This is a genomic window from Bacillus sp. D7-8, assembly GCF_052055895.1.
In the GTDB taxonomy this organism is placed as follows: Bacteria; Bacillota; Bacilli; order Bacillales; family Bacillaceae; genus Bacillus; species Bacillus velezensis.
Genome location: NZ_CP179922.1, coordinates 3,209,053 through 3,231,908 on the forward strand (window position 1 = coordinate 3,209,053; position 22,856 = coordinate 3,231,908).

Consider the following 22,856-nt stretch of genomic DNA (forward strand, 5'->3'; position numbering starts at 1 on the left):
GCCTTTATTCATATGAACGCCGCCCTTCCCATCTTCTGCACCAATAGAGGCCGGCCAGACATAATATCACTATAGAAAAATATAACATTATTTCTCCGAATCTCATATCGTATCTTACATAAGGGAGGAACTCTTTTTTGACTTTGTCAAAATGCAGCAGTCCTGCAAGGCCCGAAAGCCGCACGCTCCATGCCCACGGGAAAAAACGCCAGATGGTATCGCCAAGTCCCGTATTCATGAGCGCCGCCATTAATAATCCCGCTCCTCCTAAAAGTCCGGACGGTCCCATGCCGTACTTTATGCTGACAAAAAAAGACATCATATAAAGCGGAATACTGCCGGCAATCAGCCACGCCCCTCCTTTTAAAAAGAGAAGATACGGGAGATCATTGATGTGAAGAACAAATTTCATCCCCGCCAAATAAAGACAGATGGCAAGACCTGCCGATAACACATTCAATAGGAGCAGCAAAAGCAGCTTTCCCGCAAAACTGATAATTTTAGAATACGGAACCGCCAGCATCATCTGAAAATGACCCGCCTGTTCCTCGACGGAGGCAGACATGCCGCAGACAATACTGATGATGAAAGGGTATAAAACGGCAATCGCGCTGAAAAACACACTGTACAGCATATAAGGCTCCTGAACCCTTCCATACATAGACAACAGGAAAAATCCCGCGCATAAAACCGGCGCCGCAGCATGCATCCATATGAGCGGCGTACGCTTCATTTTTAATACATCGGCCCACATATATCGTAAAAGCACGGTCATGACCGGTTTCCCCCTTTTGAAAAAGACACGGCGGAAACAAAACTTATTGCGATAAAAGAAAGAATAGAAAGAATAATAGCCGGAATGATCACGTTTCCGTTTAATAAGCCGCTGTTTGCGGGAAGCGGAATTCCGTTCGGATGGATCCCGAGAATCGGTGACATCAGCCGGACTGACCAGCTCCATGGACTCAGCCACCACAATGAACCGGACGCCGGCACAATACCCAAAACAAAGGCGGCGATCATATTCATGAGGATGACTGCCGTAAACCCGAACTGCCTGGCAATCCATAAGCACAATGGGATTTCCCAAAGCGTCGTCAGCCACAAAAGGGAGCTTGCTTCAATACCTTTCAGCTGAACCGCAGCAATTGCTGGAAACACAAGGCCAAGAAAAAACATGATGATGAAAAAGACGATTTGCGACAGGAGTGAATACAGCGCGATCAAGCTTATTTTTGAGAACCATATGCTCTTCAAGTCAGCCGGCAGTGAGTACACCGCGCGGTCAATCGCAGATTTTTTCTCTTTTTTAACAGATAAACCGCACATTAGAGCAATCATGAGCGGCATGAAAATAACCGCCCACCAATTGAACGTGCCCGTCATAAAATAGGCGGCATTCAGCAGAAAAGAAAAAGCCGTGTTCAGAAGCGGGATAAGAATGATCAGCTTTCTGATAAATGTTCTTTTAGATGTAAGGTGTTCCGCCTGCATGTACTGAATCATTTTCCTGTCCCCGCTTTCTCCCGTGTTGATTTGACTACCTCCAGAAACAGCCGCTCCAGATCGTCTTCCCGGCTGATTTCTCCCTGATATCCTAAAACGCCGTCACTGATGATTCCGATATGGTCTGCGATCTGCTCGACTTCTGATAACAGGTGGCTAGATAAAATAACCGTCATTCCCTGTCCGGGCAGGGAGCGGATAAATTCCCGCAAATCCTGAATTCCCATCGGGTCCAATCCGTTTGTCGGCTCATCAAGAATTAAGAGCGACGGACGGTTTAATAATGCTAACGCAATGCCGAGACGCTGCTTCATTCCCATAGAAAATTGTCCGGCGCGCTTTTTTCCGGTTCCCGTTAATCCCGTGATTTCCAGCACTTCCGCAATTCTTGAATCAGGCAGCCCGAGCATCACGCAGCGGACTTTCAGATTTTCAGCAGCTGTCAGGTTGCTGTAAAGCGGCGGCGCTTCAATCAGGGAACCGATGCTTTTCAAGTCTTCGCGCTTCCATGTATGTCCGTCGAACAGAACCTCGCCAGATGTTTGCTGCAAGATTCCGGTCAATATTTTAAGAGTCGTTGATTTTCCGGCGCCGTTCGGACCGAGCAGGCCGTATATACTGTTGCGCTTAACCGATAGAGACACATCAGCCACTGCCTGTTGTCTGCCGAATGATTTTTGCAGCTGTCTCGTTTCTAAGATGTTGCTCATTTGATTACCCCTCTGCTTTGTTATTTGATAAGTAAGACTTTACAGCGCAGTTATCAAAATTTAATCAAGAAATCAAAAAAAGCATCCTTCACGCGGAAGAATGCTTTTTTTCATGAGGCTGAGCGTACGATCAGCTTTCTTTTTTGTTTTTTCACCGGGCTGAGGGCTCGTTCCAGCCACGCCATCAGCAGGTCTGCGGCTACCGCCATCAGCGCGGTCGGGATGGCGCCCGCCAAAATAATGGCGGTTCCGTTTGTCGCGTTCGACCCTCTGACGATCATATCGCCGAGGCCGCCCGCCCCGACGAAGGTGCCGATCGCCGTGATGCCGATGGCAATGACGAGCGCCGTTCGGAGACCCGCCATAATGACGGAAAGCGCAAGCGGCAGCTCCACCATACGAAGGATTTGGTATTTCGTCATGCCCATCGCCTTTCCCGACTCGAGATAAGCGTGCTCGATATTGATAATGCCCGTGTGCGTATTTCTGAGAATCGGCAGCAGTGAATACAAAAACAAAGCCGTGATGACCGTATTGGCGCCGAGTCCCATGACGAGCATCAGGACGGCGAGCATCGCAAGCGCCGGAACGGTTTGAATCACGTTCGCCACAGCAAACACCCAGCCGGCGAGACGCCCGTGCCTTGCTGTCACAATTCCGGCCGGAATGGCGAAAACGGCGGCGAAAACGACGCCGTACGCCGACATGAGAAAGTGCCGCCAGCACTCATACAGAACATAACTGCCGTTTTGAGCATAATACGTAAACAGCTCCTTCATCGTGTCCATCCGCACATCTCCTTTCCGTTATTCAAAGTAATGATGTTTTTCTAAATATTCCTTGGCCACGACGGACGGCTCTTTTAATCGGCCGTCAACTTCGTAATTCATTTTCTGCATCATCTTTGTATCAATCGCGCCGATCATTTGATTGATCACGCCCTCCAGTTCGGGATGCTCTTTTAATACTTGATCCGGAACGACGGGTGAACAGTCATACGGAGGAAAGAACCGCTTATCATCCTTCAGCGTTTTCAGTCCGTAAGCGATGATTCTTCCGTCGGTGGAATAAGCGAGCGCGATATCCATCTTTCTGCTTTTCAGCGCGTCGTAAACAAGGCCGATCTGCATCGGATACGTGCCTTCAAATGACATTCCGTATGTGTTCATAAAATCCTGATATCCGTTGCCTCTCAGCTTCATCCAGTAGTTATCTACGCCGAATTTCAGATGAGACGCTTCTTTTTTGACATCGGATACCGATTCTAAATGGTACTTGCGGGCAAGCTGTCCGGAAACGGTAAAGACGTATGTATTATCAAAGCCGTAAGAATCAAACCATTTCATGTCATATCTGTTTTGAAATTCACGCTGAACGAGCCGCAGCGCTTTGTCCGGGTCTTTTTCCGGCTCCATGCGAAGCGTCCCGGTCAGCGCGTCACCTGTATAGCGCGTCGCGGCGATATCAATATCACCGTTTATCAAGGATTGCTGCTGTACGGCATTGGAGCCGAGATTTTTAATAACCGTTGTCTTCAACCCGCTGTGATGTTCGATCATCTGTCCGAGCATGCTCGCGATGATTTCTGATTCGGTCATGCTTTGCGCACCGATTTTGATGGTATCCTCCGACGCGGCGCTCAATCCTGGGAGCGAACAGCCGCCAAGGAGCAGCATGCCGATACAGGCCATTGCGAGCAGCCGTTTTTTGCATCTATTCCCCATGAGAGACCTCCTCCTTATGAAGCGTCCTTTATGCTTTTCAGCCCGTCAGGCGTGACTTTCCGTTCTGTCATCCCCAGCATGTAATCGACGGCTGCCGCAAGCACTGTGACCGGAACGGCGCCTGCGATAATATACTCCGGCTGATAAAGGTTTAAGCCGATAAAAATGTAATCTCCCAGCCCGCCTCCGCCGATAAAGGAGGCGAGCGTCGCCCAGCCGATTAAATAAATCGAAGACGTCCTGATGCCCGCCATGATGACCGGAGCGGCAAGCGGGAGCTCTACAAGCCTGATCTGCTCCCATGCCGTCATGCCGATTCCTTTTCCCGATTCCAAAAGATGCCGATTGACGCCGAGAATCCCCGTATACGTGTTTCTGAGAATCGGCAGCATCGAATAGAAAAACAGCGCCGCAACGGCCGGGATCTTTCCTACGCCTAAAAGCGGAATAAAAAACGCAAGAATGGCAAGGCTCGGCAAAGTTTGAATGATGTTGACGATGCCGATGACGGCGCCGGCTCCTCTTTTCATCCTCGTCAGCAGGACGCCGAGCGGAACGGCGGCGAGAATGCCCGCCATGACGGCGATTAATGAGATGTACAGATGCTCCCATGTTTTATAAAGCATCTCTCCTCCATTTGCCTGTAAAAATTGCACGGTCTGATTCATATCAATTGAAGCCTCCTCATGACATCACCGCGAGCTGATTCTCTTCTCCCCAGATGGAGTCATAGACGATGTCAACGAGGCTTGCCCTTGTCACGATTCCCGTTAGCCGGCCGGCTTCATCAAGGACCGGCACAAATTTCATGCCTCTTTTTAAAATTTTATGGACGGCGTCGCGGAGCAGAGTGCCGCTTCTGACCGTGTACAGATCCCGGTAAAGCACTTCCGCGACGGTTACCGCTTGTCTTCGTTTGCGGTCAATCATCTCCACATCGACATAACCTTGGAGAACGTTCTTTTCATCAATGACGAGCAGCGAATCCACCCGCTCGGCACGCATCAGCTGAATGGCGGCTGACAGTGTTTTCTCAGGTGTTACCGTCACGGGATCGGGATTCATGATCTGCTCCACCCGTTCAATATCAGGGCTGGATGATTGGATCAGCCGTTCCTTGCCGATAAACTCCTCAACAAATTCATTCGCCGGAAATCTGAGAATCTCATCAGGCGTTCCGGCCTGGACGATTTCTCCCGCTTTCAGAATGACGATTCTGTCCGCAAGCTTGATGGCTTCGTCCATATCATGGGTAACAAATACGATGGTTTTATGTAAGGTTTTTTGCAGTTTTTTAAATTCTTCCTGAAGGGAATCTCTCGTAATCGGGTCAAGCGCCCCGAACGGTTCATCCATTAAGATGAGCGGCGGCTCTGCGGCAAGTGCCCGTAATACACCTATTCGCTGCTGCTGTCCTCCGCTCAGTTCATGAGGGTAACGGTCTAAATATTCAGGCCCCATATCAACGAGCTTTAAAAGCTCCCGCGCCCGTTCCTTCCGTTTTTCGGCAGGATGCTTTAAAAGCTTCGGAACGAGCGTAATGTTCTGCTGAATGGTCATATGCGGAAACAGCCCGATCTGCTGGATGACATAGCCGATGCTTCTTCTGAGTTCCACCGGGTCTTGTTCCATAATGTTTCGGCCTTCTATCAGGATTCTGCCTTCTGTCGGTTCAATTAAGCGGTTGATCATTTTCATCGTCGTCGTTTTGCCGCAGCCGCTCGGCCCGATAAAACAAATAAATTCGCCTTTGGCGATATTCAGGTTGATGCTGTTGACGGCTTTTTTCCCGCCTTTATACATTTTCGAGACATTTTCTAATGTCAGCAAACACTCACACCTCCACGATGAAGTTTATTCAATTCGTTAAATTCAAATTTAACTTTTCAGACAATTGAACGTTTTCCATTATAAATTAAACTTTGTAAATTAAAAAGTTTACAATTTGTCCATATTATATATAAAGGTTGTGTAAGCACTGATTAACCCGTATTGACCGGCAAAGTTCTTCTTATTGCTCCGGATTACTGCCAAATTCTCTCGGAAGAGCATTTCCGCCGGTTTAAAAATGTGGTATATTGACATCGGAATTGCTGACTGAAAGGATTGAAACTGTTGGAGAAAGATCCGTTACACGTAATCGAACAAGCTGAAGATCATTTGATAGAACGAATCGCTGAAAATATGCATACATTCGGAATGCCCGCGACGGTGGGGCGCATTTTAGGCATTATTTATATGAACCGCAAGCCGATGACCTTAACTGAATTATCAGAAGCGACCGGCATGAGCAAAACGAGAATGAGCCAGGCGGTCCGTGAAATGCTTGACGTCAATCTGGCGGAAAAAGTGTTTGAAAAAGGCGTCCGCAAAGATTTATACGACGTCGAGCAGGATTATTACCAAACCTTTATTACGCTGTTTACGGCCACATGGAGCAAGGTCGTCAGCAAAAATAAAATGATGCATAAAAAGCTGAACCGCGAACTGACAGCCGTCCTTGAAAACGGCGTGCCGGAAGAAGCTGAGGAAAAAATCAACGAACTGCTGAAAGAATTAAAGGATTGGCTTGATTACTACAACTGGATCAGCCGCCTGATCGAGTTTTTTGAAAGCGAAGAAATTTTCAAGCATGTTCCGAAGCCATAAGAAAAAAACGCCCTGACCCGCAAGGCGTTTTTTTTTCATGCCGCATTCGGCGCTTTGGTTCGTTTTTTCTTTCTCACCGGACTCAGCGCCCGCTCCAGCCATGCCATCACAAGATCTGCGATAACGGCCATCAGCGCTGTCGGAATGGCGCCGGCCAAAATAATCGCGGTTCCGTTCGTGGCGTTTGAGCCCCTGACAATAATGTCACCGAGTCCGCCCGCGCCGACAAACGTTCCGATTGCCGTAATGCCGATCGCGATGACGAGCGCCGTCCGCAGCCCCGCCATGATGACGGAAAGCGCAAGCGGCAGCTCCACCATGCGGAGCACCTGAAATTTGGTCATGCCCATCGCTTTTCCCGATTCAAGATAAGCGTGTTCAATGCTGGCGATTCCCGTGTACGTATTCCGGATGATCGGAAGAAGCGAATATAAAAACAGCGACAATATCACCGTATTGGCGCCGAGCCCCATGACGAGCATCAGCACCGCAAGCATCGCAAGCGCCGGCACGGTCTGAATCACGTTTGTCACCGCGAATACCCAGCCGCTTAATGTTCTGTGCCTGGCAATGAAGATGCCGAGCGGGACACCGACGATCGCCGCAAATAAAACGCCGTATACCGACATGAGAAAATGGCGGTAAAACTCCTGAAGCACATAGGCGCCGTTTTGAGAATAATAAGTGCCGAGCTGCTGCAGCACTTCCATTTGCCCCACCTCATTTCTTATTCAAAATAATGATGTTTCTCCAAAAATTCTTTAGCGACGACGGACGGTTCTTTCAGCTTGCCGTCCACCTCGTAATTCAATTCCTGCATCGTTTCCGTATCGATTTTGCCGATCAGTTTATTCACAATGCCCTTCAGTTCAGGATGCTGCTTCAGCACGCTGTCGGGAATGACCGGCGAACAGTCATACGGCGGGAAAAACCGCTTGTCGTCTTTTAAAATTTTCAGATCGTACGCTTTAATCCGTCCGTCCGTTGAATAGGCGAGGACGGCATCCATTTTCCCGTTTTTCACGGCATCGTATACAAGTCCGATCTGCATCGGATAGGTTGTGCCGAATTCAAAGCCGTACGTGTCGGTAAAGCCTTTATAGCCGTCGCCTTTTCTTTTCAGCCACGCATTGTCTACACCGAGCTTAAATTGATCCGCATGCTTCTTAATATCGGACACTTTGTCTAAATGGTCTTTTTCCGCAAGTTCTTTCGTGACGGTAAAAGCGTATGTGTTCTCAAATCCGTAAGAATCAAACCATTTGTAATGGAAGCGTTTCTCAAATTCCTTCTGGACGATGGATAATGCTTTTTTCGGGTCTTTTTCCGCTTCCATGCCGAGGGTGCTCGTTAAATCCGTTCCCGAGTAGCGCGTCGCGGCGATATCGATTTCACCGCCGAGCATCGCCTGCTGCTGGACATAGTTCGATCCGAGGTTTTTAATTAATGCCGTATTCAAGTCTGTATTGTGCTCAATCATCTGTGCGATCATATTGGCGATAATTTCTGATTCCGTCATGCTTTGCGCCCCGATTTTGATCGTATCATCGGAAGCCCCGCTCAGGCCGGGAAGGGAACAGCCGCCTAGAAGCAGAGCAGCTGACAGCGCCAGTACGCACATCCATCTCTTTTGGTTTCTTTTCAAAACAGCCAACTCCTTATGATACTTCCTTCAGTCCTTTCAGCCCTTTCGGCGTCACCTTCCGTTCCGTCGCCGCTAGCAGATAATCAATGATAATGGCTAAAATGGTGACCGGCACGGCGCCGCCGATAATATATTCAGGCTGATAGAGATTCAGGCCGATAAAAATATAGTCTCCGAGCCCGCCGCCCCCGATAAAGGAAGCAAGCGTCGCCCAGCCGATCAGATAAATGGTGGATGTACGGATGCCCGCCATGATCACCGGAACCGCAAGCGGCAGTTCCACAAGCCTGATCTGCTCCCAGACCGTCATGCCGATGCCTTTTCCCGATTCCAGCAGATTTTTGTTTACGCCTTGAATGCCGGTATACGTGTTCCTGAGAATCGGCAGCACCGAATAGAAAAACAGCGCGACGATCGCGGGCACCTTTCCCACGCCTAACAGCGGGATAAAAAACGCCAGTATCGCGAGACTCGGCAAGGTCTGCACAATGTTGACGGCGCCGATGACGGCGCCTGCGCCCTTTTTCATTCTCGTCAGCGCCACTCCGAGCGGAACGGCGACGACAATGCCTAATATGACGGCGATGATCGAAATGTATAAATGCTCCCACGTTTTATATAACAGTTCTCCGCCGTTCGTCTGCAAAAACTTGATCATTTCATTCATTGTAAGCGTTCCTCCCCTTGTCAGCCTGTCACCAGCTGGTCTTCCTCGCCCCAGATTGAATCGTAAACGATGTCGACAAGGCTCGCTCTCGTGACAATTCCGACTAAATGCCTTTGTTCATCAACGACGGGTACATATTTCATTCCGCGCTTTAAAATTTTGCGTACGGTATCGCGCAGCAGTGTCCCCTGCTCGACTGTATACAGATCAGAGCGGAGCACGTCGCCGACGAGGCTCGCTTTTTTCCGGTTCTGATCAATGATTTCGACATCCACATATCCTTGCAGCACATTCAGGTCATCAACGACAAGCAGGGAATCGACACGGTGTTCCCGCATCACCTGTATCGCCTGCGAAAGCGTTTTGTCCGCCGTAACGGTGACAGGCTTTTTATTCATCATCTGCTCGACGCGTTCAATATCCGGTCTTGATTGCAATAACCGTTCTTTGCCGATAAATTCTTCGACAAACTCATTAGCCGGATTCCGGAGAATGTCATCAGGAGTGCCGGCCTGAACGATCTCTCCCGCTTTTAAAATGACGATCCGGTCAGCCAGCTTAATAGCTTCATCCATATCGTGGGTTACAAACACAATCGTTTTATTCAATGTTCTTTGCAGTTTTTTGAATTCTTCCTGAAGGGAATCCCGCGTAATCGGATCAAGCGCTCCGAACGGTTCATCCATGAGAATAAGGGGAGGTTCCGCTGCAAGGGCGCGCAGCACGCCGATTCTCTGCTGCTGTCCCCCGCTCAGCTCGTGAGGATAGCGGTCTAAATATTCCGGGCCCATATCGACGAGCTTCAAAAGCTCCCGCGCCCGTTCCTTCCGCTTTTGTTCCGGCCATTTCAGCAGTTTCGGCACGAGGGAAATGTTCTGCTGAATGGTCATATGAGGGAAAAGTCCGATCTGCTGAATGACGTAGCCGATTTTCCGTCTCAGCTCCACCGGGTCCTGCTCCATAATGTTTTCGCCATCGATAAAAATCTTTCCGGATGACGGCTCAATCAGTCTGTTAATCATTTTCATCGTCGTCGTTTTTCCGCAGCCGCTCGGCCCGATAAAACAAATAAACTCGCCTTTTTCGATATTTAAATCAATGCTGTTGACAGCTTTTTTTCCGCCTTTATAGACTTTTGATACATTTTCTAATCTCAGCAATCCGTGCACCTCCGAAGGGTTCCGTTATTTTTCTGAAAAGTATAATCTTTATTATAAGATGAAATTTGTAAAATAAAAAGTTTACAATGTGTTGAAATTATATACAATATACGTATTTTTTCATGTTATCCCGCTGACAATGCGGATGTTCTTACAATCGCTCCCGATAGCTCGCATATCCTGCCGCATCATCTTTTTCATCAACTGTAAAAAATATGATATATTGTCAGCATGAAAAGCCAGTGAAGGGATGATCAGCCGTGGAAAAAAACGCTCTTGATATCATCGGGCATGCTGAAGAGCATCTCATTGAGAGAATCGCCGAGAATATGCATACATTCGGAATGCCGGCCACACTTGGACGTGTGCTCGGTATTATTTATATGAACCGCAAGCCGATGACGTTAAATGAGCTGTCAGAGGCGACCGGGATGAGCAAAACGAGGATGAGCCAGGTGGTCCGCGAAATGACCGATGTCAATCTGGCTGAAAAAGTGTTTGAAAAAGGCGTTCGGAAAGACCTTTATGACGTGGAACGTGATTATTACCAGACGTTTATCTCCCTGTTTACGGCAAATTGGACAAAGGCGGTCAGCAAAAACAAAATGCTCTATAAAAAACTGAACCGCGAGCTGACTGAGCTTCTGGAATCGGAAAATCTCAGTCCCGATATTGAAGAAAAAGCCCGTCAGCTTTTGGATGAACTGACGGATTGGCTTCATTATTATGACTGGCTGAGCCGTTTGATAGAATTTTTTGAGAGTGAAGAAGTGTTTCAGCATGTGCCGAAAATAGAAAAAAGCAGCACCCGAAGATAACCGGGCGCTGCTTTTTTAAGTCAGGAAACCAATATCGGGAACATGCCTTTCAGACCGGCGCCGATCATGCCGATCGCCACCACCGCCAAAATCAGCCCCATCAGTCGGGTAATGACGTTCATTTCGGTTTTCCCGAGCTTATTGCTGATGAAAGATGAATAGTGAAAGAAGATGAACGTCATCGCGATGACGGCCGCAATGCCGATAAGCACGCTGATGTAATGGAAGATGCCGCCATGGCCGGCCGACAGACTCATCACCGTCGCGATCGTACCGGGTCCGGCGATAATCGGAATCGACAAAGGCGTCACAGATATATCGGCTTTCTCCTTGCTCTCCCCTTTCTCTTCATGATGGAGAGACTGTACATGAGATTTCTTCGCGTTCAGAAGATTATAAGCGATGCCGAAAATAAAAATGCCGCCCGCGATACGTAAGGCATGAATGTTAATGTCAAACAGTTTAAAGATCAGATGGCCGAAGATTAAAAAAGCCGCCAAGATGATAAACGACAGCACGGAAGCCTTGCGCGCGATCGCTGTCCGTTCTTTCTCCGAGTACCCTTCCGTCAGTGAAAGAAAAATCGGCACGTTTCCGATGGGATTGGAGACTGCAAACAGTGAAATGAAGACATGAATGATGAATGAAAACATGCGTACCTCCTTATGACTTGCCGTTATTGAGTTATGTTTTGTTCTCCGCTGTTTCTTATGCATGGTTTTTACCCCGGGGTCTGCTTTTTATAACCTCAGCCGGACGATCCGGAAACAGAAAAAAACCGTCCTTGTAAGGACGGTTTTTTCTGTTTGCTATCTCCATAAGCCTTTTCCGAATTTCAACAGCCGATAAAGCATTTTCAATTTTTTTAGCATGCGTTTATTTCCTTTTTCACTCTGAATCAATGCGCCGAGAGACATGATATCTATCAGCTCCAATAAAATTCTACCATAAAGGGTACTTTTTCTCTATTATCAATTCATAGAGAAGGTGATTTGTATATCTTTAGAAAACTCCGTTACATCCGTCCTATTTTCTTTTATAATGTAAATATTGAACAAAATCCCTATATTACTTGTAAAAGGAGTTTTAGAATGTATTGTTCTCAATGCGGCCATCATACTGATGGCGGAAAGTTTTGTGAAAAATGCGGGGCGCCCCAGCCCGGGCAGGGAGGCGCAGGTCAAACGCAAGGCCAGGCCGCTCAGGCCGGCGCCGCGGCTAAGCAGGCTTCAAAGCAATTTGCCTTATTCGTGCTTGATGTGTTAAAGCGACCGTATCAAACATGTAAAACGACAGGCGGCGAACAGCTTGTCAGCAGCATCATCAACATGGTGCTTTTCTGCCTGGTGACGCCGATTATGTTTTATATTCTCTTATCAGACGGCTTTCGTGACGTCAGTTTTACCGCGATTGTGGTCAAACCGGCGCTTACCTTTGCATTATGCGTTTTTTGCCTGTATCTCTTGATTTTTATCGCTTTGAAGGCCGGCGGCGCGCAGGTGTCATTTAAAGATTCGCTGTCCAGATTCGGGGCATTTTTGATTCCGTTTACAGCTATTTTGCTTCTTGCCCTCATTTTTATGCTGCTTCATACAACCGTTTGCTTCACCATTCTGGCTGTCGGTCTTTTAGGAGCGGCGTTTGCCGTGCCTCCGCTCATGCTGGCGAGCTATCAGCATCAGCTCACTACTAAGGCGGATATCATTTATTCTGTTATCGTCATCTATTTGATCATTTGCGTAACGTTTCAATTCACGATCAAGCATTATATAAAAGAACTCATGAATTATTTCTTCTTTTAAAAACGGAAACCCCCGCCGCCTGATTGGCGCGGGGGTTTTTTTATTGAATGGATGTTAAATAAATTCTTCCGTCTTTAACAATGCCGCCATAGGTCCAATTATATGTTCTGAGCTTCGGACTGCCGCCGGCTTTCGTAATATAAAACTCCTCGTACGTATGAATCGTCAGATGAGAGCCTTTCTGTGAAAAGCTTTTGACATTCACTTCATTAAATACTTCGGTCGTCCCCTCGCTGTGCAGTTTTTTGACCAGTTTCTGCTGATCAGCATACAAAGGGCTTCCCTCTTCTAAATTACCCTCCATGATCGCGAAATTGTTAAGGCTGACGGCGCTTGATTGGTTTGTCAGGTAATCAGTCATAAACGATGTGACTTGCTCGTTTGTCACGCTGCCTGAAGCTGTATTTCCTTTGGATGATGCCCATGCGGATGTATAGGTTTTCGGCTGGTCGTTTTTTATTTTTTTTACATTTGTCCCAGAAGAATCTGAGGCAGGGTCAGCTTTTTCGAAAACCCATTTTTTATGTTTTGTATCATATGAGAGTACATAGTGAAAGCTCGGCTCAGCCTCTTCCATATCAGGCTTCGTATTCCCGTCGAAATAAGCAGACTCATGAAGCTCTTTACCCATAACAGTTACTTGCCAGCGGCCGTTCTCTTGAGAAATCGCAAATGAATCCAGATCAAAGCTTGTCTCTTTATACTGATCCTTCAAAAAGGTGCCGGAACTCTTCATGCCGGATACCACTTCTTTCGTCTGCTCTTTCCAGGCGGAACCAGCTTCAGTCATCTGATCGGTATTTCCGTCTGCCATCGCTTTTGTATACTGCTTCGTTGTTTTGACAATCGTGTCCATGATTGTTTGTTGTGTATCTTGATCCGGGATAAGCGTTAAGTCCACATCAGTACTGTTGATCGGGACATCGGCAGTTTTCATTTTCCCCCAAGGAAAATCAGCCTCCACGGCGGCTGTCATGGAACCGTCAGTTAAGAGCGGACCATATGTAACGGATGTAAACGGATCTTTATGGACGGATTTGCCGTTTATCAGCAGATCGCCTTTCGCGCTTTTGAAGCTGTCTGCCGGAGTGAATGTCACATCCTCGGCGTCTAACGGCAGGTCAAACTCAACATTCCGGCTGCCGGCCGCCTCTGCCTCTTGCTTTTTGACAACGTCAACCGTCTCATTTTTAAGCTTGGCTTCCGCCGTGTAGACACCGGGTGCATACGGACCAAAGATTTGGGTTTCATCGGCTTTTTTGACCGTACCTGTTTTCTCGCTGTTGATATAAAGATCGGCGCCTTTATAATTGCTTGTGATGCGGAAATAAACCGGATCGACTTTCAGTTCGTAATGGTCAAACAAAAGAAGGGTTTTTCCCTCTTTTTTGACGTATACCGCATCTGTTTCTGATGAATTGCCGCGAAGCGATGCCAGCAGTTCATCGTGTTTCTTTGCGTATGCAAGGAGCGGTTTGACATTGGTCTCATTCAGCTTCAGTTTTTTGTCTGAAGGAGTGAGCAGGGCTGCGAGCTTTTTCGTGTCCCCGTCATGAACCGCCTGTTCGAATTGATCCGTGAGCCTTTTTTCAGATGTCAGCCAGGCTCCGGTTTTATATGCGGCAATCAATAAGATCAGCGCTGCGGCAATGCCGCCCCACATGAAGAGCGTTTTTTTAGGGATCGGCTTTCTCATTTGTGAAGCAGGTTCAGCCGCTTTTACAGCCGCCTGCCGCTCCAGCCGGCTTCCTTTCCCGATCGGTTTTCCGCATTCTTTACAGAAATGCGCTTCTTCATTGTTCTGCTGGCCGCAATGCTTACAAAAAAACATGACTTTCCTCCTATTCAATCTGCAAAACTTGTATAACTTTTCCTATGTTTCATATTTTATAATAAAGTAGAATGATTTTGGAGTTATTTTCAAAAATAGCTGTCGATCATAACAGAGGAGGAGAAACGGACATGCAAAAACTGAGCATCCGAAAAGCCGCGGAGCCGGATGAAGCACTGTATGAACTATTGCTGCTGGCCGATCCGTCAAAAGAGATTGTCGATGATTATCTTGTAAGAGGAGAATGCTATACAGCTTGGACGTCAGACGAGCTTGCAGGGGTTTACGTTTTATTGCAAACAAGGCCTAAAACGATAGAAATCGTAAACATCGCGGTAAAAGAATCGCTGCAGAACAGGGGATTCGGAAAACAGCTGGTGCGGGATGCCATTGAAAAAGCGAGACAATCGGGGGCTGACACGATTGAAATCGGCACCGGAAATTCCAGTATTCATCAGCTGTCACTCTATCAAAAATGCGGATTCCGCATTCAGGCTGTCGACCATGATTTTTTTATCAGACATTATGATGAAGACATTTTTGAAAACGGCATTCAATGCCGGGATATGATACGGCTTTATTTGGATTTATGATAAAAAGGGCGCCGGCTGACATCGGCGCCCCTTCGTTTACCATTCAGACGGATTGATCCGCTTGTTTCTCTGTATTTCTTTGACTCCCTTGTCTGACTGAAAAAATAGCAAAAACGATCGTAAGGGTCAGTCCGACCGCCGCAAAAATATAATCCGCATTCATCAACAGCAGAAGCCCTGTGTAGACAGCGGCCGACAGCGGTTCACCCATTTTGACAATGGAAAAAATCAGTGCAAAGACCCTTCCGAAATATGCGGCCGGAACCGTCTTTTGGAAATACAGCACCGTTTGCACATCAATATACGAGATGATGATGCCAAGTACCAGGAAGATGATGCACTCAAACCCATGAAGGGGAAAAAACAGGAGCATAATGAGCAGTCCCGCTGCCGTTAACGTCCGCGGGTACAGCCGGTTCAAGCGTTTTGTATTCCATTTGAAAAATACGGCCAGATTGCCCAAAAGCATCCCCGCCTGAAACATTGAATACATGACGGCAAACCATACAGAATAGTTCTGCTGAAAACGCTCCACAGCAAGAATCGGCCCCATTACTGAAATAAGGCCGGCAATGACGAGATTTACGACGAAAAAGTATCCGACAGATGTCAGCCATGCCGCATTTCCTTTCAGCATTCTGTAACCGGCTTTTACATCTTCAGTTCCGTTGCTTTTTTCATTGGGCTGTTCTGAAATACGAATGAACGCGATAAATGCCGCAGAGATCAAAAAAGCAGTGCCGTTTAGGGCAAACAGCATCCCGAACGGAATAGCCGCAATCATGATCCCGCTGATCAATTTTCCGACGATGAGTCCGATCAAGTCACTCGTATTGATCAGAGATGTCGCCTGATCAAGATGCTGTTTGCGGACGAGCAGCGGAATGATCGCGACTTTCGCCGGCGCAAACAGCATCGATTGCAGAGATAGACAAAAGGCGCACACCCCGGCTATCCACACGGTTAATAAATCGTTCGCGCTGAGCACCGCCAAGAGGATCATAATGGCGGCCCGACCCGTATTGCACAAATACAAGATCGACTTTTTTCGGAATAAATCAATCAGTGGACCCGCCAGCACGCCAAATGTCAACGGCACGAGTTCGATAAAAGAAATAACGCCGACTAGAATTTTGCTGCCGGTCAATTCCAGCACTAACAGCGGCAGAGCAATGAGCCAGACCCCGTCCGCTGCTGAAGAAAACACCTGTGCACACCAAAGCTTTGCATAGTTCGGTGTTCGATATGTCATATCAGACCCTTTTTTGATCCTCGTCATCAGAAACACCGCCGAACCATTCCAGCGTTCTCCATGATTCCCGTCTTTCCGTATAATCCTCTTCCATCACCTCAAATACAATGCCGGTATCTTGATTCCGATAAAGCTCCTGCAAAGTATCGGCAGCCCGTCTCAGCAGCTCCTCAGCGATCGTCCCTTCACTCGGATGGCGGCCCTCAAAACAGCGGACGCCGCCATGCGGGAACGCAAGCTGGCGAAATGAGCTGAAGTGATAATGCTTAATGCTCTCTTTTATCGAAAGAAACTGAAAGAAATCGGGATATTTCAGCTGATCATTTCTGAACATAAGGGCGGAAGACAAGTGAGTCTGATAGGTAATCGCCCAATGGCACAGATCCCACGTAATACCGACATGCTTCAGATCCAGCTGCACCAGCTCTGTAAAATCCTCAGGATAAATGAAAATCGGATCAAAATCCTCTCCCAGATTCCCGATGATCGGAAGGTTTTCCACACCGATCCAAATGTCCGTCCCTTTCAGCTGCTCATCAAACTCCGCGAAAAACTCAACGATTTTTTTACGGTTTCCTTCCAGGTCATAGACTTGAAATTCCTCAACCGTCATAAATTGATTCGCATGAACGGTTATGCCTTTGGCGCCGTATTTCACAGCGAGCTCCGCAAAGTGATAAAGCTGTTTTTTGATGTGATCTTCATTCACATAATCGGCATGATCTGTCGGAAAATGCAGCGTTAATAATGAAGGATCAAGCTGTTTCGCATATTCCAGCGTCTGATTAAATGTTTTGATATAATCCGCTTCCTCAAAGGAATGGCCGTCAAAAATATTCGCTTCCAGACCGTATCCCGCTTCCACCCATTTCTCATCGATTTGCTTCGGATCAAGTCCGAAAAACGGAATTTGAGCAATCATAGGACAGTCACCATGTTCCTCTCACAAGCATAAACGCTTCCGCAGCGGTAAAACCCGATTTTGCTCCCCACACACGGGCATTATGTTCGATCGCCTGCAAAGAGCGGGGATGAGGGAAGTCTCTGAGCTCGGAACCGTAACACGCCATCGATTTCAATTTCGTTTCAAGCTCGTCTTCAATATTAACGAAGAAATTGGCATGAAACTGATCCTTCTGACAGTAATTCCATTCCGTCGAAGACAATGTTTCATAGGCAAAAACCCGTTTTACCGTATGACCGGGAAGCGGACGGGTTGCCGTCATGACCGCTCTGAATACGACGGAGTGGTCAATATTAATGTCACCGCCGTACTGGGTATACACAATGTCAGGCTGAAAACGATTGATTTGTTTCTCCGCTTCCTTCACGACATCCAGCAAATCCATTGAATCCATTCTGTTATCAGGAAGGTTCAGCCTGACAAAATCATGGATGCCCAAAGTGCTGAGCGCCTGCTCCGTTTCTTGATTAGAATGCTCCATGACGGAATCTTCAGGCTTTTTGTAATCCGTTTTTCTTGATGATTTGCCTTCCGCCATAATGACTGCCGACACGCTGTCACCTTGGCGGACATGTTTGGCGAGCGTGCCGCCGACGCCGATAATTTCATCGTCGGGATGCGCTGCAAATACCATTACTTTCATCATATTGCCCTCCTTTAACTAACATTTCAGCTGTATCCGCTCCGCAGTTCATCAGCATATCGAGCATGGAGAGGTGAGGGATATGCTCCCCGAATAATTGAGGATAGCCAAAATGTCGGATCTGCTGATACTCAATGACAATTCCGTTTCTTTCAAAATCGCTTTCTATTAAATAGTCGGAACCCTGACTGCCTGAATAATAACGGTCCGCCCCCAGCTCCTGACAAAGCGCTAAAACAAAATCGCTTTTTTTCTCCTTCCGGCATTCAAGCTCAGAGACATAACAGAGCGGCGTTTCAATTCGGAGCTCTTTTCGGAAAAATTCAATGATGTGCATATTCAAATCATGGAGATATTCCCACTCCCGCTGATAGACATCTTGAAAAAAATGCTGGTATCGCTCAAAATAGGGAGCTTTCGCATAGTTCATTTTAATCGCCATCCAATGTTTTTTCCGCCAATCCTGTGTCTGGTCGATTTTCATATGCCGAAGCTCTATGTCTTTATATTGTTTCATCTGCAAAGGCACTGTCAGCCATCTGGGGCCTTGCGGCGTTTTGATTCTGTTGCGGTTGAGAAATCCTTTTTTCTCAAATTGGGCTGTGTCATGAATGGCAAACAGATCCGACTTATACATTTTTTCAAAAAAACCGTACCACGGCAGATAACTGGATTGATGGCCGCTTATTGTTTTCATTCCGGTTTCGTAAAAAGTCGGCATTGTTTTTCTTCAGCTCCCCAATATCGTTTCGGTCTTGCGATTTCTTTACTGTGTGAATAGCCAAAATCAGCCCATTGAAGCTTGCGGCAAATGGCGAATTGCAGGGCGTCACGCATCAACAAGTAAGAGGCCTGCGCTTTTTTTCCCGCCAGGCTGTTTACATTCTGCCAATAATAGAAATGAGAGCGGTCATAGAGAAAAATACTGCTGCTGATCAGCGTCTCATCCTGATATGCTCCGATCCAAAACATCCGGTCCGCAAACGTGTCAAGCAGCTTTTGGAAAAAGCCCTGGCTCAGCACATAAGCCGCGCCGATTGCCGCCGTATGCTCTTTGTAGAGGTCATAAAACGCGCCAAGTTCTTTTCGCCCGATCAGCCGGGTGACAATATTCTCTTTTTCAGCGTATCTGACTGCCGTCCGGGCTTTTCCGGAAATGCCCGTCCAAAGCTCGTCAAACGTGTCCGGAAGCGAAAGAATCCGCGTTGCCTTTTCCGTCCATCCTTCCCTGATTTCTTCTGTAAAAGAAGTCTGACCGTACGGCAGCAGCATCCGGGATATGTTCCGGCCGAATATGGCCTGGATTTCACTTTGAAGCCATTCAAATGAGATGGGGCGATCTGAAATAACGCCGCCGTATCCGATCATATTGCCGGATAATACGCCCTTCTGTTCAAAAAGCGGAAGATAGATGACCTGTCCTCCGTCCGTTGTCAGTCTGACAGGGTGAAATGACGTGCCGGGAAGCTCTTCCATGAGGATTCCCCAATCATAGCTTTGAAACAATCCCGCCTGATACATGTCAGCGGCCCGATCCCATGCCTGGCGGGTCGTGCATACTGCTGTTTTTTGCATAGTTATCACCACTATTCAGTCTTATTCTGTTGCTCACAATATGATAAAACGGATTCGGCTATATATCTGACTTGCTCCTTTTGAAGAGGAGGTTTAAACGGCAAAGAAAGAACTCTCTTCCAAAGCGGGTCTTCCCCGCCTTCCCCCGCGTATGTTTCATAAATCGGAATACGTTCGAGGGGAAGGTAGTTCCAGCATGTTTGGATGCCTCTTTCGGCTAAATAAACAGAACACCCGTACCGCTCTTCATCCCGGGGAAATACAATTGTTAAATAATTCAGATGTTCTCCTTCTTGGGGCTGGATCATTCTTATGCCGTTTGTTTCTCCCGCCTTTGCAAAGATTTCTCCCGCCGTCTGTAAGTTTCGAAGCGAAGCTGTTACAAGCTGATCCATACGTGAAAGCTGATCATCAATAATGGCTTCCCTTGCCGGATGCATGCGAAGCACGGGTACAACAGCCGGTTTATCCGGCAGAGCTTCGAGCTTTGTGGCTTTCATGGAAGGCATGGCGCCCGCTTTTCTAAACATATATGAAATAGGATGATGCCGTTTCCGTTTCATTACAGCTTGGATTCTTTGATTTCTGATATAGATTCGATAGTCAGCTGCCACTTGGCTGCGCTGTTCCATCGGGAGATTTGCTTTTTGCCGAAGCCATTCTTTCGGCGCGATTAACGCGCCGCCTCCGATACTCGCAAGCGGCTTTGAGGGGCCGAAGCTTAAAATGCCGAAATCGCCCAAACCGCCGGCAAATGTATCCGCTTGTTTTGTAAACATGGCTTGAGCGGCATCATCAATGACAGCAATTCCGTTTTCCTTCGCCCAGTTAATGATAGCGGTATTTTCTCTCCGGCCGTATACATGTGTGAGGATAACCGCACACGTACGCCTCGTCGCTTTTTTTTTGACATCCTCAAAAGATAAGGATAGATGCTCATCCAGCTGCGCAAACACAGGCGTCGCACCGGATTGCAGCACGGCATCAATGACATTCGGGCAGCTGAAGGATGAGAAAATCACTTCTTTCCCCGGTCCGGCCCCCGAATAAGTTAATGCGAGCACCAGTGCCGCACTGCCGCTGGATGTCAGCACAACCCCTTTTCCGTAATGTTTTTCCAGTTTTTCAGTCAGTCCGCTTTGTCCGGCAGTAAGCAAGTGTTTCACTGCGCGCAGACGGCCGCTGACGGAAAACTGTCCGGGATAAACGGGATATTTGACCACTTCCGGGTTTTTAGGAAAGTGAAAGTTTGTGCTTTTGTCTTTCATCTTTTATGATCTCCAGGCCTTCATTCAGACTTACTTTCGGAGCGTAACCGAGCAAACGTTTCGCCTTCTCGATTGACGGCGCCCGCTTAAAAATTTCGATGTCTTTTCCCCTCACGCCGTCTTCGCCCAGTTTTTTAAACAGATAGTTATCCTTCTCTCTGCCTGAGAGCACATTGACTTTTTCAGCCAGTTCTTTTATCGTGATCGGCTGGTCGTTCCCGATATTGAAGTCTTCAAAGACGGCTCCTTCATGAGTGAGAGCGAGATAAGTTCCGGTGACGATATCACTGATGTAGCTGAAGCAGCGTATTTGTCCGCCGTCCCCGTAAAGAGGCAGCTCAGAGCCATTCTCGGCCAGGCTGAAAAACTTATTGATGACAAAATCCTCGCGCTGTTTCGGCCCGTATACATTAAAGTACCGGACGACCCGAATATGAAGTTCGTCGGAAGCCTGTTCTCTCAAATATTCCTCTGATTGCAGTTTGGCTTTTCCGTAAGCCGATTTCGGAAGCTTTCTGCTTGTCTCGGTATAAGGAAAATCCGGTGAATCTCCGAACACTTCTGAACTCGATGAGAAAAGAAGTGTGCTGATTCCCAATTCACCGCATACCTCAGTTACGTTTTTCGTTCCTTCAAAATTGACCCGTATGACGTCTTCTTCATTGCTTCGGCAGCTGTCCACTCCGACCATTGCCGCCAAATGGACAACCGCATCCGCTCCCCGCAATGATTCGCGGAGGGACGTCCGGTCAAGAATATCCGTTTGGCGGTATTCAGTGTCAAAAGCCGGCTCCTTTTGGTCTGCAATGATGGTGTGATAACCTTTATCCTGTAATAATGCCGCCAGTTCGCTTCCGATAAAACCGGCTCCTCCGATAATCGCAATATGTTTCATGATCCTACCTCCTGGCTGATAGTCAAAACTTCTTTTATAGACTTGACAATATAGCTGCAATCCTCATCTGATAACTGGCTGTAAAGAGGCAGTGATACGATCTCCCGGAAAACACGTTCAGTTACCGGAAGCTCCGCAGGAAAATGTTTTTTATAGTAAGGATGCAAATGCACGGGAATAAAGTGCACGCTCAGTCCGATTTGTTTTTCTTTCATTTTCTCAATAAACAGATCTCTGTCCATACCGCCGTTTTCTCGAATGCGCAAAATAAATAAATGCCATGAGTGCGTTATGCCGCTTGGAATGTCAGAAAGCGGAAGCGCCGCTTTGTCAGATTGGCCTGACAGTTCACGTACATAAAATTGAGCGATCTGTTCCCGTTTTTCTTGAATGTCGTTTGCGCGTTTCAATTGAACCAGACCGAGCGCGGCCTGAATATCCGTCATATTATATTTAAAGCCCGGCAGTAAAACGTCGTATCTCCAGCTGCCTTTTTCACCGTACCGGTTCCAGGCATTTTTTGTGATGCCGTGCCAGCCGTACAGCCTCGCTCTTTCTGCGGCCTGTTCGTCTTTCATGACGAGGGCTCCGCCTTCCCCTGTTGTAATATTTTTGGTGGCATAAAAGCTGAAGCACACAGCATCGCCGTGAGTGCCGATCATGCTTCCGTTATATTTTGTACCGAGCGCATGAGCGGCGTCTTCAATCAGATACAATCCGTTTTCTTTACAAATGGATTGCAAGTTTTCCAGATCAGCCGGATAGCCGGCAAAATGAACCGCAATTACCGCTTTTGTGCGCGGCGTTATTTTCTTCCTGACATCTTCAGGATCGGCACATAGACTTTTCTCGCATATATCCGCAAACACAGGAACGGCTCCGGCGTGCAGGATGACATTGACGCTGGAACAGAACGTGAAGCTCGGCACGATGACTTCATCGCCTTCTCCCACACCGAGCGCCAATAAAGCCATATGTAATGCAGCGGTGCCTGAATTACAGCTGATGACGTGTTCAGCTCCTATACATTCTCCCAGCTTTTTTTCAAAATCGATTACCTTCGGGCCTTTCGAAATCCAGCCCGATTGAATCGTTTCGGTTACGCTTGCGATTTCTTCGTTTGTCATATCAGGTCTGTGAAAAGAGATAAATCG

25 protein-coding genes are annotated in these 22,856 nt (G+C 47.5%); 4 read left to right on the forward strand and 21 right to left on the reverse strand.

Annotated features, from left to right (window positions below; genetic code table 11):
- Positions 1 to 4: 4 nt before the first annotated feature.
- From ACKTRM_RS15805 to ACKTRM_RS15835, 7 genes are all read right to left on the reverse strand, one after another.
- Positions 5 to 775: a lantibiotic immunity ABC transporter MutG family permease subunit gene (locus tag ACKTRM_RS15805; RefSeq protein ID WP_012118468.1), complete on the reverse strand. Its 771-nt coding sequence runs from the start codon at positions 773 to 775 to the stop codon at positions 5 to 7.
- Positions 772 to 1,506 (reverse strand): lantibiotic immunity ABC transporter MutE/EpiE family permease subunit, encoded by a 735-nt coding sequence (locus ACKTRM_RS15810; protein WP_012118469.1) that lies wholly within the window; start codon positions 1,504 to 1,506, stop codon positions 772 to 774. The genes ACKTRM_RS15805 and ACKTRM_RS15810 overlap by 4 nt, the downstream gene beginning before the upstream one ends.
- Positions 1,503 to 2,216 carry a lantibiotic protection ABC transporter ATP-binding protein gene (locus ACKTRM_RS15815; protein WP_012118470.1) on the reverse strand — a complete coding sequence of 238 codons (714 nt, stop codon included), beginning with the start codon at positions 2,214 to 2,216 and terminating at the stop codon, positions 1,503 to 1,505. Before ACKTRM_RS15815 ends, ACKTRM_RS15810 begins: the two co-directional genes overlap by 4 nt.
- A 110-nt stretch (positions 2,217 to 2,326) precedes the next feature.
- Positions 2,327 to 3,004 carry an ABC transporter permease gene (locus tag ACKTRM_RS15820; RefSeq protein WP_007613829.1) on the reverse strand — a complete coding sequence of 226 codons (678 nt, stop codon included), beginning with the start codon at positions 3,002 to 3,004 and terminating at the stop codon, positions 2,327 to 2,329.
- Between the two features lie 18 nt (positions 3,005 to 3,022).
- Positions 3,023 to 3,940, reverse strand: a complete 918-nt coding sequence (locus tag ACKTRM_RS15825) for an osmoprotectant ABC transporter substrate-binding protein (RefSeq protein ID WP_012118471.1) — start codon at positions 3,938 to 3,940, stop codon at positions 3,023 to 3,025.
- 14 nt (positions 3,941 to 3,954) lie between these two features.
- Entirely contained in the window at positions 3,955 to 4,608 is a 654-nt protein-coding gene (locus tag ACKTRM_RS15830; RefSeq protein ID WP_007409977.1) for an ABC transporter permease, read from the reverse strand.
- Between the two features lie 16 nt (positions 4,609 to 4,624).
- Positions 4,625 to 5,770 carry a betaine/proline/choline family ABC transporter ATP-binding protein gene (locus ACKTRM_RS15835; protein WP_012118472.1) on the reverse strand — a complete coding sequence of 382 codons (1,146 nt, stop codon included), beginning with the start codon at positions 5,768 to 5,770 and terminating at the stop codon, positions 4,625 to 4,627.
- Between the two features lie 285 nt (positions 5,771 to 6,055).
- Between ACKTRM_RS15835 and ACKTRM_RS15840 the strand changes: the two genes are divergently transcribed.
- A complete protein-coding gene (locus ACKTRM_RS15840) occupies positions 6,056 to 6,589 on the forward strand; it encodes a GbsR/MarR family transcriptional regulator (RefSeq protein ID WP_003151660.1) in 534 nt (177 codons plus the stop codon).
- Between the two features lie 35 nt (positions 6,590 to 6,624).
- Here the strand turns inward: ACKTRM_RS15840 and opuCD are convergent, their stop codons facing one another.
- The 4 genes from opuCD to opuCA are packed head-to-tail and all read right to left on the reverse strand — an operon-like array spanning position 6,625 to position 10,061.
- A complete protein-coding gene (gene opuCD / locus ACKTRM_RS15845; RefSeq protein ID WP_012118473.1) occupies positions 6,625 to 7,299 on the reverse strand; it encodes a glycine betaine/carnitine/choline/choline sulfate ABC transporter permease OpuCD in 675 nt (224 codons plus the stop codon).
- 17 nt (positions 7,300 to 7,316) lie between these two features.
- On the reverse strand, positions 7,317 to 8,210 hold the full coding sequence (gene opuCC, locus ACKTRM_RS15850) for an osmoprotectant ABC transporter substrate-binding lipoprotein OpuCC (RefSeq protein WP_123912820.1): 894 nt from the start codon (positions 8,208 to 8,210) through the stop codon (positions 7,317 to 7,319).
- 37 nt (positions 8,211 to 8,247) lie between these two features.
- A complete protein-coding gene (locus ACKTRM_RS15855; protein ID WP_003151654.1) occupies positions 8,248 to 8,901 on the reverse strand; it encodes an ABC transporter permease in 654 nt (217 codons plus the stop codon).
- Positions 8,902 to 8,921: 20 nt separating this feature from the next.
- Entirely contained in the window at positions 8,922 to 10,061 is a 1,140-nt protein-coding gene (opuCA, locus tag ACKTRM_RS15860) for an osmoprotectant ABC transporter ATP-binding protein OpuCA (RefSeq protein ID WP_003151651.1), read from the reverse strand.
- A 260-nt stretch (positions 10,062 to 10,321) separates the two neighbouring features.
- On the opposite strand from opuCA, the gene ACKTRM_RS15865 reads away from it, so the two are divergent.
- Positions 10,322 to 10,879, forward strand: a complete 558-nt coding sequence (locus ACKTRM_RS15865; protein ID WP_007409974.1) for a GbsR/MarR family transcriptional regulator — start codon at positions 10,322 to 10,324, stop codon at positions 10,877 to 10,879.
- A 20-nt stretch (positions 10,880 to 10,899) separates the two neighbouring features.
- Here the strand turns inward: ACKTRM_RS15865 and ACKTRM_RS15870 are convergent, their stop codons facing one another.
- Positions 10,900 to 11,532, reverse strand: coding sequence for an NAAT family transporter (locus ACKTRM_RS15870; protein ID WP_007409973.1), 633 nt, complete (start codon positions 11,530 to 11,532; stop codon positions 10,900 to 10,902).
- A 438-nt stretch (positions 11,533 to 11,970) separates the two neighbouring features.
- Here ACKTRM_RS15870 and ACKTRM_RS15875 point away from each other — a divergent pair, with 438 nt between their 5' ends.
- A complete protein-coding gene (locus ACKTRM_RS15875; protein WP_007409971.1) occupies positions 11,971 to 12,681 on the forward strand; it encodes a hypothetical protein in 711 nt (236 codons plus the stop codon).
- 40 nt (positions 12,682 to 12,721) lie between these two features.
- Here ACKTRM_RS15875 and ACKTRM_RS15880 read toward each other — a convergent pair whose 3' ends face one another.
- Complete coding sequence (locus ACKTRM_RS15880) at positions 12,722 to 14,512, reverse strand: zinc ribbon domain-containing protein (RefSeq protein ID WP_023357138.1); 1,791 nt, start codon at positions 14,510 to 14,512, stop codon at positions 12,722 to 12,724.
- Between the two features lie 131 nt (positions 14,513 to 14,643).
- Between ACKTRM_RS15880 and ACKTRM_RS15885 the strand changes: the two genes are divergently transcribed.
- Positions 14,644 to 15,105 carry a GNAT family N-acetyltransferase gene (locus tag ACKTRM_RS15885; RefSeq protein WP_007409969.1) on the forward strand — a complete coding sequence of 154 codons (462 nt, stop codon included), beginning with the start codon at positions 14,644 to 14,646 and terminating at the stop codon, positions 15,103 to 15,105.
- A gap of 43 nt (positions 15,106 to 15,148) precedes the next feature.
- Here the strand turns inward: ACKTRM_RS15885 and ACKTRM_RS15890 are convergent, their stop codons facing one another.
- Genes ACKTRM_RS15890 through ACKTRM_RS15925 form a run of 8 tightly spaced genes read right to left on the reverse strand, consistent with a single transcriptional unit; the run spans position 15,149 to position 22,829 of the window.
- Positions 15,149 to 16,384 (reverse strand): MFS transporter, encoded by a 1,236-nt coding sequence (locus ACKTRM_RS15890; protein ID WP_023357139.1) that lies wholly within the window; start codon positions 16,382 to 16,384, stop codon positions 15,149 to 15,151.
- A complete protein-coding gene (locus tag ACKTRM_RS15895; protein WP_012118477.1) occupies positions 16,359 to 17,279 on the reverse strand; it encodes a TIM barrel protein in 921 nt (306 codons plus the stop codon). The genes ACKTRM_RS15890 and ACKTRM_RS15895 overlap by 26 nt, the downstream gene beginning before the upstream one ends.
- Positions 17,280 to 17,286: 7 nt before the next feature.
- The gene (locus ACKTRM_RS15900; RefSeq protein WP_023357140.1) at positions 17,287 to 17,964 is read right to left on the reverse strand and encodes a PIG-L deacetylase family protein; all 678 of its coding nucleotides are present in this window, start codon (positions 17,962 to 17,964) and stop codon (positions 17,287 to 17,289) included.
- A complete protein-coding gene (locus ACKTRM_RS15905) occupies positions 17,927 to 18,685 on the reverse strand; it encodes a WbqC family protein (protein WP_007409964.1) in 759 nt (252 codons plus the stop codon). The genes ACKTRM_RS15900 and ACKTRM_RS15905 overlap by 38 nt, the downstream gene beginning before the upstream one ends.
- Positions 18,658 to 19,539 carry a GNAT family N-acetyltransferase gene (locus ACKTRM_RS15910; RefSeq protein ID WP_023357141.1) on the reverse strand — a complete coding sequence of 294 codons (882 nt, stop codon included), beginning with the start codon at positions 19,537 to 19,539 and terminating at the stop codon, positions 18,658 to 18,660. Before ACKTRM_RS15910 ends, ACKTRM_RS15905 begins: the two co-directional genes overlap by 28 nt.
- Positions 19,540 to 19,550: 11 nt before the next feature.
- The gene (locus tag ACKTRM_RS15915; protein WP_012118479.1) at positions 19,551 to 20,807 is read right to left on the reverse strand and encodes an aminotransferase class V-fold PLP-dependent enzyme; all 1,257 of its coding nucleotides are present in this window, start codon (positions 20,805 to 20,807) and stop codon (positions 19,551 to 19,553) included.
- Positions 20,773 to 21,702 (reverse strand): NAD-dependent epimerase/dehydratase family protein, encoded by a 930-nt coding sequence (locus tag ACKTRM_RS15920; protein ID WP_012118480.1) that lies wholly within the window; start codon positions 21,700 to 21,702, stop codon positions 20,773 to 20,775. Before ACKTRM_RS15920 ends, ACKTRM_RS15915 begins: the two co-directional genes overlap by 35 nt.
- Positions 21,699 to 22,829: a DegT/DnrJ/EryC1/StrS family aminotransferase gene (locus ACKTRM_RS15925; protein ID WP_012118481.1), complete on the reverse strand. Its 1,131-nt coding sequence runs from the start codon at positions 22,827 to 22,829 to the stop codon at positions 21,699 to 21,701. The genes ACKTRM_RS15920 and ACKTRM_RS15925 overlap by 4 nt, the downstream gene beginning before the upstream one ends.
- Positions 22,830 to 22,856 lie beyond the last annotated feature (27 nt).

Excerpts from the sequence above, each read along its gene's own strand:
- ACKTRM_RS15805 (WP_012118468.1), bottom strand. The coding sequence starts at position 775 with ATGACCGTGCTTTTACGATATATGTGGGCCGATGTATTAAAAATGAAG.
- ACKTRM_RS15810 (WP_012118469.1), bottom strand. The coding sequence starts at position 1,506 with ATGATTCAGTACATGCAGGCGGAACACCTTACATCTAAAAGAACATTT.
- ACKTRM_RS15815 (WP_012118470.1), bottom strand. The coding sequence starts at position 2,216 with ATGAGCAACATCTTAGAAACGAGACAGCTGCAAAAATCATTCGGCAGA.
- ACKTRM_RS15820 (WP_007613829.1), bottom strand. The coding sequence starts at position 3,004 with ATGGACACGATGAAGGAGCTGTTTACGTATTATGCTCAAAACGGCAGT.
- ACKTRM_RS15825 (WP_012118471.1), bottom strand. The coding sequence starts at position 3,940 with ATGGGGAATAGATGCAAAAAACGGCTGCTCGCAATGGCCTGTATCGGC.
- ACKTRM_RS15830 (WP_007409977.1), bottom strand. The coding sequence starts at position 4,608 with ATGAATCAGACCGTGCAATTTTTACAGGCAAATGGAGGAGAGATGCTT.
- opuCD (WP_012118473.1), bottom strand. The coding sequence starts at position 7,299 with ATGGAAGTGCTGCAGCAGCTCGGCACTTATTATTCTCAAAACGGCGCC.
- opuCC (WP_123912820.1), bottom strand. The coding sequence starts at position 8,210 with ATGTGCGTACTGGCGCTGTCAGCTGCTCTGCTTCTAGGCGGCTGTTCC.
- ACKTRM_RS15855 (WP_003151654.1), bottom strand. The coding sequence starts at position 8,901 with ATGAATGAAATGATCAAGTTTTTGCAGACGAACGGCGGAGAACTGTTA.
- ACKTRM_RS15870 (WP_007409973.1), bottom strand. The coding sequence starts at position 11,532 with ATGTTTTCATTCATCATTCATGTCTTCATTTCACTGTTTGCAGTCTCC.
- ACKTRM_RS15875 (WP_007409971.1), top strand. The coding sequence starts at position 11,971 with ATGTATTGTTCTCAATGCGGCCATCATACTGATGGCGGAAAGTTTTGT.
- ACKTRM_RS15880 (WP_023357138.1), bottom strand. The coding sequence starts at position 14,512 with ATGTTTTTTTGTAAGCATTGCGGCCAGCAGAACAATGAAGAAGCGCAT.
- ACKTRM_RS15885 (WP_007409969.1), top strand. The coding sequence starts at position 14,644 with ATGCAAAAACTGAGCATCCGAAAAGCCGCGGAGCCGGATGAAGCACTG.
- ACKTRM_RS15890 (WP_023357139.1), bottom strand. The coding sequence starts at position 16,384 with ATGACGAGGATCAAAAAAGGGTCTGATATGACATATCGAACACCGAAC.
- ACKTRM_RS15895 (WP_012118477.1), bottom strand. The coding sequence starts at position 17,279 with ATGATTGCTCAAATTCCGTTTTTCGGACTTGATCCGAAGCAAATCGAT.
- ACKTRM_RS15900 (WP_023357140.1), bottom strand. The coding sequence starts at position 17,964 with ATGAAAGTAATGGTATTTGCAGCGCATCCCGACGATGAAATTATCGGC.
- ACKTRM_RS15905 (WP_007409964.1), bottom strand. The coding sequence starts at position 18,685 with ATGCCGACTTTTTACGAAACCGGAATGAAAACAATAAGCGGCCATCAA.
- ACKTRM_RS15910 (WP_023357141.1), bottom strand. The coding sequence starts at position 19,539 with ATGCAAAAAACAGCAGTATGCACGACCCGCCAGGCATGGGATCGGGCC.
- ACKTRM_RS15915 (WP_012118479.1), bottom strand. The coding sequence starts at position 20,807 with ATGAAAGACAAAAGCACAAACTTTCACTTTCCTAAAAACCCGGAAGTG.
- ACKTRM_RS15920 (WP_012118480.1), bottom strand. The coding sequence starts at position 21,702 with ATGAAACATATTGCGATTATCGGAGGAGCCGGTTTTATCGGAAGCGAA.
- ACKTRM_RS15925 (WP_012118481.1), bottom strand. The coding sequence starts at position 22,829 with ATGACAAACGAAGAAATCGCAAGCGTAACCGAAACGATTCAATCGGGC.